The following is a 12,860-nucleotide window of genomic DNA, read 5'->3' on the forward strand; positions in this document are numbered from 1 at the left end:
GTTAGCCATTCTTCATCCTCCGAAAATGCTCAACTGCGCGAATTGACTTCGCTTCAGCCTTGACCACATCGCCAGTGGCCCCATGTGCCTGGCACCAGCCTGAAAGATCAGAGCATACTTACCACATGGTTACAAGCCTGCTTTGCGAGAGGACGAAATGCCCTCTTGTCCAGCCGGGGCGAAAGGCGCTGGTTCATACTCTATGTTCTACAATGGCTTCCTTTACAGCGTTCGCGGCCTGCAATCTCCGACTCGAAGTGAAAAAGCCTACGCAGATGGCGCATGCCCTCCTTTTATCGAATCGCTTGGATCATGCAGGGGTTAATGATAATTACCATGTGGTCATCATGCCCATGGGCCAGATAAGGACTGCAATATGAATTTCACGATGTCGCCCGCGGAAACCATGTGGCGTGATCGGGTCCGTAATTTCATGAACGATGTGGTTCGGCCCCATGATGAGACCTATGCCGCGCAGCAGGCTAGTGGAGAGCGGTGGAAGACTCTGCCGATAATCGAGGAATTGAAGGAGCGCGCGAAAGCGGACGGCATATGGAATCTTTTCATGCCGCCGCTGGCCGGCCACAATCCCGTCGACAGCAGCTTCGAGTTCGTCGCTCCGGGCCTTACCAATCTGGAATATGCCTCCTGCGCGGAAGAGATGGGCCGCATCGAATGGGCGTCCGAGGTGTTCAACTGCTCCGCGCCCGATACCGGCAACATGGAGGTCCTGCACCGCTATGGAACTCGCGAGCATAAGGAGCGCTGGCTCCGGCCGCTGATGGAGGGGAAGATTCGCTCGGTCTTTCTGATGACCGAGCCGCGAGTCGCATCCTCTGACGCCACCAATATCGAAACCTCCATCGTTTGTGACGGCGACCATTATGTGATCAACGGCCGCAAATGGTGGTCTTCGGGCATAGGCGATCCTCGATGCTCGGTCGGCATTCTCATGGGAAAGACCGATCCTGATGCCCCGCGCCATGCTCAGCAGAGCATGATCCTCCTGCCGCTCGACACGCCGGGGGTTAAGGTTCTGCGAATGCTTCCTGTGTTTGGCTATGACGATGCGCCTCATGGTCATGGCGAAGTCGAGCTGAAGGATGTTCGCGTTCCGGTCGAGAATATGCTGCTCGGCGAGGGGCGCGGCTTTGAAATTGCTCAGGGGCGATTGGGGCCAGGCCGAATCCATCACTGTATGCGCACGATTGGCTTGGCCGAGGAAATCTTGAAGAAAATGGTGGAGCGGCTCCTTTCGCGCACTGCCTTTGGGAAACGCCTAGCAGAGCATTCCATCTGGGAGCAGCGGATCGCCGAAGCACGGACGTCACTTGAAATGACCCGCCTCCTATGCCTCAAGGCCGCCGACGTGATGGACAAGCTTGGGGCCAAGGCAGCACAAGCGGAAATCGCGATGATCAAGGTGGCGGGGCCGCATATGGCGTTGAAGATCGCCGACGATGCGATCCAGGCGCATGGCGGCGCGGGCGTCGCCGACGACTTCGGCCTTGCGCGCGCCTATGCACATCTCCGCACAATGCGCCTGGTGGATGGGCCGGATGAGGTTCACAACCGCGCGATCGCTCGCCTCGAAATGCGCCGCTATCGTCAATAGTTGAATTGCCGACCCTGTTATTCGGTCGCAATGACCAGCTAACGGCCTGCCGGTCGCGTTCAGGCGAACGGCAGGCCAAGCGCATGACCGACGCAGCGCCCAGGCGCATACGTCGGTAGCTGGCAACCCAAGCCCTACCGCATCAGCACCAGTTCCTCGGCCATAGAGGGATGCAGTGCTACGGTATCGTCGAACTGGGCCTTGGTGAGCCTCGCCTTCACCGCGATCGCGGCGGCCTGCAGGATTTCAGGCGCGTCGGGGCCGATCATGTGGATGCCGACCACCACGTCGGTCTCAGGATGGACGACCAGCTTGTAGAGCGCGCGCTCGTGGCGGTCGGCGAGCACATTCTTCATCGCCCGGAAGTCGGAGGTGTAGACCTTGACCTCACCGAGCTTGTTGCGCGCCTCGGCCTCGGTCATGCCCACGCCCGCCATCGGCGGATGGCTGAATACGGCGGACGGGATGCAGCCATAATCGACCCGGCGGGGATTATTGCCGAACACAGTGTCGGCAAAGGCCTGGCCCTCGCGGATCGCGACCGGCGTCAGCTGCACCCGGTTGGTGACGTCGCCCACCGCATAGATGCTGGCGCAGCTCGAGCGGTTGTCGTCGTCCACCTTGATCGCGCCCTTGGCGTCGAGTGCGACGTCGGCCGTCTCCAGCCCGAGATTTTCGGTATGCGGGCGTCGGCCGGTGGCGAATAGCAGCATGTCGGCCGGGATCGGCTCATGGCCGGTCATGTGCACCAGCAGCGAGCCGTCCGGTTGCTTGTCGACCTTCTCGAAGGCGACGTGGAATTTGAACTCGATCCCCTTGGTCATCGAGATCTGGAGCAGCCGGTCGCGGATCTGCTCGTCATAGCCGCGCAGGATCACGTCGGTGCGGTTGACCAGCGTCACATGCGCACCAAACTGGTGGAAGATGCCGGCAAATTCATTGGCGATATAGCCCGCCCCTGCGATCACCACGCGCTTGGGGAAGGTATCGAGATGGAACACTTCATTCGAGGTGATGCCATGCTCGGCCCCCGGAAAATGGGGTACGATCGGCCAAGCGCCGGTTGCGATCAGGATTTTGCCGGCGGTGATCGTCTGGCCCGAGCCGAGCAGCACCTCATGCGGCCCGGCGACGGTCGCCCGCTCGCGGATGATCTCGACCTTATTGTTGCCGAGCGTCTCGGTGTAGAGACCTTCGAGCCGCGAGACCTCGGCGAGCACATTGTCGCGCAGCGCCGACCAGTCAAATTCGCAATCGGGCACCTTCCAGCCAAAGCGCCGTGCATCCTGCAGATCCTCGGCGAAATGCGAGCCATAGACGAGCAGCTTCTTGGGCACGCAGCCCCGGATCACGCAGGTGCCGCCCACCCGATGCTCCTCGGCGACCGCCACCCGCGCGCCATAGGCTGCCGAAACCCGCGCCGCGCGCACTCCGCCCGAGCCCGCCCCAATGACGAACAGATCATAGTCGTAGGTCAACATCCAATAATCCCAACCAAGTAAGTGTTGTTTTTCTACAGCTAGAGGGCGCGCGCATCGAGTCGTCCGCCTCCATCCCCGAGCAGACCGCCGACTCCCATGCCGGCGATCACATCGCTATCCACGCCGAACCCAGCGAAGAGCCGCTCCAATATCAGATCAACTCGGGGTGACTACACGAAAGTGACGTATCTGCACGGAAAGGGCGAACGGATAGCGAACGTCACGCGGCAAGTAGGGAGTTGACGGCGCGCAGCGGTCGCAAGGCGTCCGGATCGGGTTGATCTTCAACATTCCAGCTATAGTCACCGGTCAGCGAGATATGCTCCCAGCCCAATGGCGCGATGTGGCGTGCGATTTCGTCGGCTGTGCCGATGTCCGCCAGCGCCATTTCGAGATAGCGAGTGTTCCACAAGATGATGGCGGCGACGAGCAGGTTGAGGCCGGAGGCGCGATAGGTCTGGTTCTCGAACCGACGATCGCGCAGTTCGCCGAGCTGGTTGAAGAAGAGCGCGCGGGCGAGCGCGTTGCGGGCTTCGCCTTTGTTGAGGCCCGCCTGGGTGCGCCGGCGCAGGTCGATGTCGCGCAGCCAGTCGAGCATGAAAATGGAGCGTTCGAGGCGGCCCAGCTCGCGTAGTGCGAGGGCCAGTCCGTTCTGTCGCGGATAGGCGGACAAGCGGCGCAGCATTGCCGAAGCAGTGACGGTGCCGGTGCGGATCGACGTGGCGAACCGCAGCAGTTCGTCCCAATGCGCCGCGACATGACCCAATGCGATCGGTTCGGCCGTCATGCCGGCAAGCAAGGGGCCGGATTCTTGGCCGGGAAGGAGGTGTAAACGACGCTCCTTGATGTCGCGCAGGCGCGGCGCGAAGCGGTAGCCGAAGAAGGGCATGAGGCCGAACACATGGTCCGATGCCCCGCCCGTATCGGTGTAGTGCTCCTCGATCGTCAGGCCGGTCTGGTGATACAGCAAGCCATCCAGCACATAGGGCGCTTCGCCAGCGGTCGCCGCGATCACCCGACTTGCGAAGGGGTCATATCGATCCGAGACATGGGTGTAGAAGGCAACGCCTGGTTCGTTGCCGCTGCGCGCGTTGATGTCGCCGATCGCGGCCCCACGGCCCCCGGCATGAAATTGCTGTCCGTCGCTCGACGAAGTGGTGCCGTCTCCCCACAGCGCGGCGAGCGGCATGGCGCGATGGGCGTCGATCAGCCTTCCCAACGCTTCGCCATAGGCGGCTTCGCTGATGTGCCAGTCGTGAAGATGGGCGAGCTGACGCAGACTTGCGCCCCGGCAGGTTTCCGCCATGCGTGTGAGGCCGAGATTGATGCCATCGGCGAGGATGACCGTGAGCAGCGCATTGCGATCGTCGGCTTCCCGGCCCGAACGACGATGGATGAAGCATTCGCTGAACCCGGTCCAGGCATCGACCTCCAGCAGAAGATCGGTGATCTTCACGCGCGGCAGTCGATCATAGGCGGCGCGACGGGCAATCTCGGTGGCGGGCGGTGTTGCCGCCTTCAGCGGCGAGATGATGAGACCGTTTTCGTCAAGCTTAACCTGGGGCAGCTCCCCTTGCCGTGCAAGGACCGTTACCTGCTTGATCGCCGTGTCGAGCCTGGTGCGCCGTTCCTCGATATGGCGCTCGAAATCCGTTTCGATGGCGAGCGGCAACGGCCCCTTCTCGCGCAGCGCCGCAAAGGTCGCCGGCGGTATGAGATAGCTGTCGAAATCGCGAAACTGCCGGCTTCCCGCGACCCATATATCCCCGGCTCGCAACCGCTCGCGTAGTTGCGACAAGGCGCATAGTTCATAAGCGGCACGATCAACGATGCCATCCCGCAGGACGAACGGGCGCCATGCGGGCGGCACAAAGCGTAGCGGCACGCGATCAGGCAAGCGCCGTTTGCCGGTCCGATATAGCTCCGCGCTGATGGCCAGCGCTGACAGGAGCCCCTGAACCGCGCCGGCGCCGCGAAACTCGAAGGCGTTGAGAAAAGCGCCGACAAAGAGCTTCACCGTCCGATGCCGCTCGATCAATTCGGCGGTGCGATCGACGGTTTCCGGTCGCCCGAGCACTTCGGCCTGCTCGACGGCCACGGCGAAGTGCTGCCAGTCCAGCGCCTCGATCTGCGCCAGAGAATCCACGCCCTTGCTGCGCGCGTCGATGAGGAGGCGGCAAGACCCCGTGAGCGTCCGGAGGTGGCCTTGCAACTCGCGCACCGTCTTGAGGGCTTTGTCGCGGGTCCGGTTCTCGGCGCGGCGCGCCATGCTGCCCAACAGCTTGTCGAACATCGTCAGGGTGGCGTCGGTCAGGCTTTCCTCAAGCCGGATGCCGGTTGCCGCCAGCGTCGCATGGCGGCGCAGGGCATTGAGTTCGCCAAGGTGCTGGGGTGTGATGCGGCTGCCTTCGTCCGCCAGCCTGTCAAAAGTCAAAGCCGGGATCATGTCGGCACGGGCGCGATCGAGGCCCAGCGCGCGGATATAGGCGAGCCGTTCGATCAGGCGCAGGATGTTGCGCGCTGCCGGCGATTGTGGCGCATTGCGCATCCAGGATAGCCATGTCGCGACCTGCCCCGGTCGTCGGGCCAGCAAATCGTCCAGGCCCTGAAGGGTGTCAGGCAGCAGGCCATTCGTGAGCACTTCATAGGTAAGCTGTTCGGCTTGCTGGCGCGCCCGCCGCAGCACCGCTTCGAGAATCGACGGAGAAGGCAGGAGGATCTGCAGGCGCCGGAGTTCATCGACGATGACGTCTGCCATCTGGCCGGGGTGTATGATGGTCTGCGCGATTGGGACCGAGAAGGCGACAACTTCACGGAAAGCGTTGCGGTCAAAAATCCTGAACCCGTGCGATCGTCGGATTTCGACGAGATGCTCGCGACGGGTCTGGTCCCGATGGGCATAATCCGCGAAGGCTGCCGGCGCGACGCCGAGTTGCTGCGCCACATAGGCGAGCACAGGAGCGGGCGGGACTTCGCCCGCTTCCAGCGCACGGCCAGGCCATCTCATATATAGCATGAGCATCGCATAGCCGAGCCGGGTGGCATCGCCGCGACGGCGGCCGACAATTTCCAGGTCGTCGCTGGTCAGCGTATAATGACGCGCGATCTCGCGCTCATCGAGCGGCGCGCCATAATGCCTCGCCCAGATTTCCAGGCTCACCAGTCGCCGTCTCGCCAAGCATCATCTCCTTCGCTTTGCGTGTCCGTCAGACGGTCCTCTGGCGGCCAACAGGAATATGTCCGTTAACTCTGGACCTGTAACGGCGATTCGGACAAGATCGCATAATGACGGGAAAACGGACAGGATCGGGCATCATGTGGCGCTGATCGGCTATGCGCGCGTCTCGACCGCAGACCAGAAGCTGTCGCTCCAGCTTGACGCGCTGAACACTGCCGGGTGCGACCGTATATTCGACGATCACGCATCCGGGGCAAAAGCCGATCGGCCTGGCCTAACCGAAGCGCTCGCCTATTTGCGCCCCGGCGACACGCTGGTGGTCTGGAAACTCGACCGCCTCGGCCGCTCGATGAGCCACCTGATCGAGAAGGTCGGCGAGCTTGCGGCGCGCGGCATCGGGTTCCGCTCACTCACCGAGAATATCGACACCACCACTTCGGGCGGCATGCTGGTGTTCAACATCTTCGGCTCGCTGGCCCAATTCGAGCGTGACCTGATCCGTGAACGCACTCATGCCGGCCTCAAGGCCGCACGCGAGCGGGGCAACAAGGGTGGTCGCCGGCCTGTCGTTACCCCCGACAAACTACGTAAAGCGCGGGCGCATATCGCAGCGGGCCTCACTGTTCGTGAGGCGGCGGCCCGGCTCAAGATCGGCAAAACCGCCCTATACAAGGCTCTGGAAAACGCGTGAAACCGCTGGCGATCAAGAACTCGTGGGTGCTGGTCACAGGGGCTTCGACCGGTTTGGGCAGAGCGTCCGCCCTCCGCTTGGCGGCATCGTACCAGGCCAAGCCCCTGATTGTTGGACGAAGGCTCGACAACTTGCGGGAGCTACAGACCGAAATTGACGAGCGGTTCAATGTGCCGTGCGAGATTATAGTGGCTGATCAACGTGAAATCGAGGGCAGGGAGAAAATCGCGGCTAAGGTTGCAGAATTGCAAGTAACAGCCGCTTTGTTGGTTGCCGGAATGACGAGCGTTGGTTCATTTGATGCAGGCCGTGCCGACACTTATGCCGAGGTAATTGAAACAAACATACTCGGTTTCACGGATTTGCTGGCTCGCCTGATTGCGATTTTCAGGGAGCAGCCGTTTGAATCCTCAGTAATCGCCGTGTCGAGCCTGGCGGGCGAAACATCCGTGCCCTTCCAAGCGGTCTACGGCGCGTCGAAAGCCTATGTAAGCACCCTCATGCGAGCGCTTTCCGTGGAGCTTGCCGGGACGGGAGTGAGTGTTGGGTCTTTTGCACCCGGTGGAATCGACACAGACATGGCTGCCCTCAGCGATTTGAAGTGGGGGAGGTTGGGTTTGATGGACGTTGACCGGTGCGCGGCCCATGCAGTCCACGCTCTGGTTTATCGGCAATCCTTCGCCATACCGGGGATGGGCAACCAGCTCACATATTTGGCGAGCAGGGTTCTACCTCGATCGTTGGTCAATCGGATTGCCGCCCTCCCATATCGGCGCCCGTAGGGCGGCACCACATAAAAGGGGCAGGAAAGCCTGCGAATAGCATCTGCTGGCATCGTACCGGATTTGTTCGCCCTTAGCGTGCAGATACGTCACTTTCGTGTAGTCACCCCAACTCCATTACGCAGGGGGCTACGTGCACAACCCGGCAACCCAATGACAGCCCGCCTGCGCAACCAACCGAGGCACAGGAGATTGCCGGGATCGACCGGCATTCCCACCCGCTCCACGCGCCCGCCCGCTTGTCGAATGGCCGCGGGGACCACATCTTCGCGGTCGGCCGTCGCCGATGCCGCCATGATCAGCACAAGATCCGCCTCCGAAGAGTCCGCGAGCAAATTGGTTAGAGCCGCTTCATCATGATCGCAGATCCACACATGATTCAAATGTCCGCCAAGCCTCTCGACTCGCTGCCTTATAACGGTTTCGGTCTTGGCGAGAAGCTTGAGGCTTACGCTGCCTAGACTGGTTTGCACGAGATTGACCGAGAGGGGCCCGAATGCAGCTATACGGACCTTGCAACCATCCGCGACTTGCCCCGCTGAGACAAGTTCGGCTCGGGGCACCGCATAGGGAATTATCTTGACGGTGCCTACCACGTCGCCCGCGCGCACCGGCGTCATCGGCGCGACGGCGGCGAATGTGATCGCCTCCGTTGCCCGATTGAGCTTGCCTATGCCGTCGGGTGCATAAACGAGAAGGCCGTTCGTCTCGGCGATCAGATCAGCCCGCCCATGGACGGGAGGTTCGGCGCGGACATGATCTCCGGCCAGCCTCTGCGCAATCGCCATCGCGACATCATTTTCACCAATATCGTCCGTATCGAGCCGAGCAACGGTGAGCGCTTCCAATCCCGCATGCCGGACCGCCGCCAGATCATCGCAATCGAGCACGCGCCCTTTTGGCAAGCGGCGTCCCGGAATCGAGAGGCTATGGGCCAGGATCGCACCCTCGGCCTCTTCCAGCGATACCCGTCCAAACCTCACTTCGAGCTCCGCAAGACTGTCGTCATCTCGGCCAGGATGGAAACGGCGATCTCGGCTGGTCCCGCCGCACCGATTGGGAGCCCTGCCGGCCCATGGATGCGGGCGAGCTCCTTATCCGTGAAGCCGGCGGCGCCGAGCCGCTCGAGCCGGGCAGCATGTGTTTTTCGTGATCCCAATGCGCCGATATAGAAGGCCGGCGAGTTCAGAGCGCGCGCCAGCGCCGGATCATCAAGCTTTGGATCATGCGTCAAACTGACTACCGCGGAGCCGCCGTCCGGGCGCCAACGATCAAGCGCTTCGTCGGGCCAATTCTCGTCTACAGGTTGATCAAATCGGGCAGCCGCCGCGAACATGCCGCGCGGATCGATAACGGTTGTCTCATAGCCCGCAAGGCGCGCCATCGGGACGAGCAGCTGGGCGATATGAACCGCCCCCACGATCGCGAGACGACGGCGCGGAGGATAGAGATTGAAGAACCATTCCTTCAGAGGGGCCGCATTCTCGCGGGTCGCACCGCTTGTCAGATCCGTCGCCAGACCCAGCGGCAAACCCTGCGCCCGTGCATCAACGATACGCTCGATCAGCGCAGGCGGAAAATGTGCCCCATCGACGGTCTGTAACAGGATGGAGATTCGGCCGCCGCAAGCAAGTCCCACCTCCCAGGCCTGCGCGTCAGCCACGCCATAATCCAGGCGACGAAAGCCGCCCCCTGCCGCAATCAATTCGAGAGCCTGAACGATGACGTCGCCTTCGACACAACCGCCGCTGACGGAGCCTTCGAAAATTCCGTCGTCGCGGATCACCAGATGGGATCCCGCCCGCCGAGGCGCCGACCCCCAGGTCTCGATCACTGTGGCAAGCGCGACATGACGGCCCGCCGCAAGCCATAGCGCCGCGGCATCTATCACGACATCCAGGTCATCCGCTGCCTCAGCCATGATCCCATTCTGATCCAAAAAATGCTGAACTTAAAGGATTACGGCCGGAGCGTCCGAAAAATCGGATGCTCCGGCCGTATCCATTCAATGCACCACCGGCTTCATGCCGGCAGAGGAGGGGAGATCCCAGGCCAATCTCGACAGACCAACCCAAGATCCTCCGATCAGCTTTAGAAACGGAAGCTGGTCTTTACTCCGTAGGTGCGTGGCATGGCCGCATACCGAACCGCCGTATCGTACAGGAACGCTACGTTGTTCCAGTAATATTCGTTGGTCAGATTCTTCACCCAGAACTGGACCTGCCATGCATTGTCCGCATCCTGAAGTGCAATGCGAGCATCAACGGTGGTAAACGGCTTGATGTAGGTTACCGCCTTCGTCACCGCATCATGACCGATCGCAGCCTGCGTGCTGCTGTTATAGGTCAGGCTGGCACCCAAATTCACTGCCAGGCTGGCGCCAAGCGGAACGGTATAGTCGGCGTTTGCACTCGCATTCCATTTCGGAGCGAATGGCACCCGGTCGCCGGCAAAGTCAGTAAATACCCCGTCGGAATTCAGACCGGAGTATTTTTTGATCTTCGCGTCGACATAGGTCACCGCGCCACTGAGGTTGAGGCCATCGACCGGCCGCCATACGATGGCCAGCTCACCGCCCTTGACGGTGGACTTAGGCACGTTGTCGAGTGCGAACACGGTGCCGAAAGGCGGCTGATCGAAGAAGCCCCTCAGCTGCTTGTTGCGGTAGTCATAGTAGAAGCCAGCACCGGTGAGCAGCACCGAGCGGTCGAACAGCTCCTGCTTGAAACCCGCTTCGTAGGTAATGACCGATTCCTGAACGACCGGACGATATTGACTGACAGTCGCCGCCGAAATCGTTGGGAAGCTGCCTGCCTTATAGCCCTTGGTCACGTTCGCGTAAAATAGCGAACCAGCCACCGGCTTGAAGTCGACGCCAACCTTCCAGGACAGATTATCCTCATTGAGGTTGGTATCGCCGAGGATGCTCTCAAAGGCATCCGGCCGTTGCCCATTCTCTACACCGATAAGTGGATTGCCGTTGGCATCCGTCAGCGGGTCGATCGCACTGGTGCAGTCACCCGGCTGCAGGGGGGTCGATGCTCCCAGGCCCACCAGGGATCTGGCGAACGTGTGGAGAATGTCGAACAGCCTGCGCTGGGCGTCGTCGCCATGTATCGGGTCGAAATTATTATCAAAGGTACAGCCGACGAAATGGCGCTTGCTGTTCGTATAGCGAAGGCCACCCTTCACCGTGATGGTGTCTGTCACATCGAAATCGACGTTTCCAAAGAACGCATAATTTTCGATCGTCTGCCGGCTGAAATCCGATCCTCTGGAAAATGGCACCGGCAGCAAAGTGCTCGTCCCGTCTATCTGAGAGAAATTCGAGACGATGCTATCTCCATAGGAAGCCTTGCTTAGCTCATAGACTTTGCTGTGCTGATAATTAGCACCGACGGTGACCCGCATGCGCGATGCGGCGTCGTTCGACAGGCGCAATTCCTGGTTGAAGTCACGAATATATCCGTCGTTGGCGACATAATCATAGTCTTGCACCGCAGTGCCGTCATCCGCCGCCCGGCTATTACGCTTATAGTCCGAATAAGAAGTGATCGAGGTCAGGGTCAGATTATCGGTCACGTCATAGTCGGTACGCAGCGCGGCATTATACATTCTGTCGTCACGGAAAGGTTCAGCATCCGCGGACCAATCGGCGGCGCGCGCCTTGCGCGGCGCATATGGCGTCACCAATGTACCCGTTTCGAAATTATAAAGCTGAGGGCTCAAAAATTGCTCCTGCCCCGCCGTGGCAGGACGCAGGAAGATGTACTGCCCGATCTGCGGCTCGCTGCCGTCATGCCAACCACTCAGGCTGGCCATGAAACTGAGTCTATCGGTGGGCTTCCAGTCTAGAGTGATACGGCCAGCGAATTCCCGCCGCTTCCCGAACTCGTCACCTGGACGAGAGAAGTAATTTTTCTGCCACGATCCCGCATAAGTGCTGCGGCCAGCGAGCCGTATATTGAGCGTGTCGGTCACAGGTCCACTGATGAAAGCTTCGCCTTCAACCGTGCTAAATCGTCCATAGCCAAGGCTGAACCCGCTCGTCAGAGTGTCGGTCGGCTTGTTGGCGATGTAGTTGATCGCGCCGCCGGTGGAATTCTGGCCGAACAGAATGCCCTGCGGACCTTTCAGTACCTCAACACGCTCCATGTCCAAACCGACCCCGATGCCGGGCAGCGCGGAGAAGCTGAGAGGCGCCTGGTCGACATAAACGCTAACCGCAGGCGATGCCGCCAGAGCGGTATCGAAATAGCCGACGCCACGCAGCGTGAACACCGGGGTGCCGAATGCCGACCGCGCATAGGTCAGACCCGGGACGGCCTTGGTCAAATCCTGGACGCTGCTGATACCCTGCTTGACGAGCTGATCGCCACTGACCGCCGCAATCGTGAGGCCGACCTTGTTGATCGATTCAGCGCGCTTGCTGGCGGTGACGATGATCTCGCCGGCACCCAGACTTTCACTCTGCGGCGCTTCGGCGGCTGCGGATTGGGCAGCAGGCTGCTCCGCCGGAGCCTCGCTCTGGGCGAATGCGGGCGAACAGAAGCAAAGAAGCGCGACGCCCGATGCGTATAAGTTAATGCCGTGCCGTTTCGTTGTGCTTTCTGGTCTGACAATCATAACCATCCCTCCCTAGATATGACCGAAGTATCGTTTCGCGCTCTTAAACATTTTTTCTTCGGTCGCGTTGAAAAACTATCCGTGTCTCCTGCCCACTTCACTCCGGTGTCAGGACAATTATTTCGTTTCTATTCGGCAGACTGCCGCTCCAACAGCAGCATCATCACCTTCAGAAACCAATATTTCAATGAGAGTTCCATCGCACGGGGCTTCCACCTCGGACGTCACCTTTTCGGTTTCCACCTCATAAAGGATGTCACCGAGAGCAAAGTCTGCGCCCAGCTGTACGTGCCAGCGAGCGATCGTGCCTTCTTCCATGTTCATGCCAAACATCGGCAACTTAAGCGACATCTTCATGCAACGTCTCCATCGCGTACAGCCGCGCGGATCGCAGCCTCAACCATAGCCTCATCAGGGATCACCGCATTTTCGAGATGGGGCGCGAACGGGATCGCCACATCCTGCACGGTGTCCCGGCGCACGGGAC

The 12,860-nt window shown here is 60.6% G+C and carries 9 protein-coding genes; 3 read left to right on the top strand and 6 right to left on the bottom strand.

The annotated features are described in order from the left end of the window. Window positions 1–376: 376 nt before the first annotated feature. Window positions 377–1,615 (top strand): acyl-CoA dehydrogenase family protein, encoded by a 1,239-nt coding sequence (locus L288_RS41045; RefSeq protein ID WP_007682027.1) that lies wholly within the window; start codon window positions 377–379, stop codon window positions 1,613–1,615. Window positions 1,616–1,749: 134 nt separating this feature from the next. On the opposite strand, the gene gorA is transcribed toward L288_RS41045, so the two are convergent. Both gorA and L288_RS41055 read right to left on the bottom strand, forming a co-directional pair. After that, on the bottom strand, window positions 1,750–3,096 hold the full coding sequence (gene gorA, locus L288_RS41050) for a glutathione-disulfide reductase (RefSeq protein WP_007682024.1): 1,347 nt from the start codon (window positions 3,094–3,096) through the stop codon (window positions 1,750–1,752). 220 nt (window positions 3,097–3,316) lie between these two features. After that, on the bottom strand, window positions 3,317–6,274 hold the full coding sequence (locus L288_RS41055) for a Tn3 family transposase (RefSeq protein ID WP_031294302.1): 2,958 nt from the start codon (window positions 6,272–6,274) through the stop codon (window positions 3,317–3,319). A 139-nt stretch (window positions 6,275–6,413) separates the two neighbouring features. On the opposite strand from L288_RS41055, the gene L288_RS41060 reads away from it, so the two are divergent. Together L288_RS41060 and L288_RS41065 are read left to right on the top strand one after the other, a co-directional pair. Beyond that, window positions 6,414–6,965, top strand: coding sequence for a recombinase family protein (locus tag L288_RS41060; protein ID WP_004213210.1), 552 nt, complete (start codon window positions 6,414–6,416; stop codon window positions 6,963–6,965). Beyond that, window positions 6,962–7,747 (top strand): SDR family NAD(P)-dependent oxidoreductase, encoded by a 786-nt coding sequence (locus tag L288_RS41065; protein WP_004213209.1) that lies wholly within the window; start codon window positions 6,962–6,964, stop codon window positions 7,745–7,747. Before L288_RS41060 ends, L288_RS41065 begins: the two co-directional genes overlap by 4 nt. Window positions 7,748–7,836: 89 nt before the next feature. Here the strand turns inward: L288_RS41065 and L288_RS41070 are convergent, their stop codons facing one another. From L288_RS41070 to L288_RS41085, 4 genes are all read right to left on the bottom strand, one after another. Continuing rightward, entirely contained in the window at window positions 7,837–8,730 is an 894-nt protein-coding gene (locus L288_RS41070) for a molybdopterin-binding protein (RefSeq protein ID WP_021240020.1), read from the bottom strand. Further along, a complete protein-coding gene (locus L288_RS41075; protein ID WP_007682022.1) occupies window positions 8,727–9,668 on the bottom strand; it encodes an XdhC family protein in 942 nt (313 codons plus the stop codon). The genes L288_RS41070 and L288_RS41075 overlap by 4 nt, the downstream gene beginning before the upstream one ends. A 170-nt stretch (window positions 9,669–9,838) precedes the next feature. Next, window positions 9,839–12,373, bottom strand: coding sequence for a TonB-dependent receptor (locus L288_RS41080; RefSeq protein ID WP_021238876.1), 2,535 nt, complete (start codon window positions 12,371–12,373; stop codon window positions 9,839–9,841). 117 nt (window positions 12,374–12,490) lie between these two features. Next, the gene (locus L288_RS41085; protein ID WP_007682525.1) at window positions 12,491–12,730 is read right to left on the bottom strand and encodes a lipoyl domain-containing protein; all 240 of its coding nucleotides are present in this window, start codon (window positions 12,728–12,730) and stop codon (window positions 12,491–12,493) included. Window positions 12,731–12,860: the final 130 nt, after the last annotated feature.

The organism is Sphingobium quisquiliarum P25 (genome assembly GCF_000445065.1).
In the GTDB taxonomy this organism is placed as follows: domain Bacteria; phylum Pseudomonadota; class Alphaproteobacteria; order Sphingomonadales; family Sphingomonadaceae; genus Sphingobium; species Sphingobium quisquiliarum.

What these genes read in the sequence shown, in the direction of transcription:
- L288_RS41080 (WP_021238876.1), bottom strand. Translation starts at nt 12,373, where the DNA reads ATGATTGTCAGACCAGAAAGCACAACGAAACGGCACGGCATTAACTTA.
- gorA (WP_007682024.1), bottom strand. Translation starts at nt 3,096, where the DNA reads ATGTTGACCTACGACTATGATCTGTTCGTCATTGGGGCGGGCTCGGGC.
- L288_RS41075 (WP_007682022.1), bottom strand. Translation starts at nt 9,668, where the DNA reads ATGGCTGAGGCAGCGGATGACCTGGATGTCGTGATAGATGCCGCGGCG.
- L288_RS41085 (WP_007682525.1), bottom strand. Translation starts at nt 12,730, where the DNA reads ATGAAGATGTCGCTTAAGTTGCCGATGTTTGGCATGAACATGGAAGAA.
- L288_RS41045 (WP_007682027.1), top strand. Translation starts at nt 377, where the DNA reads ATGAATTTCACGATGTCGCCCGCGGAAACCATGTGGCGTGATCGGGTC.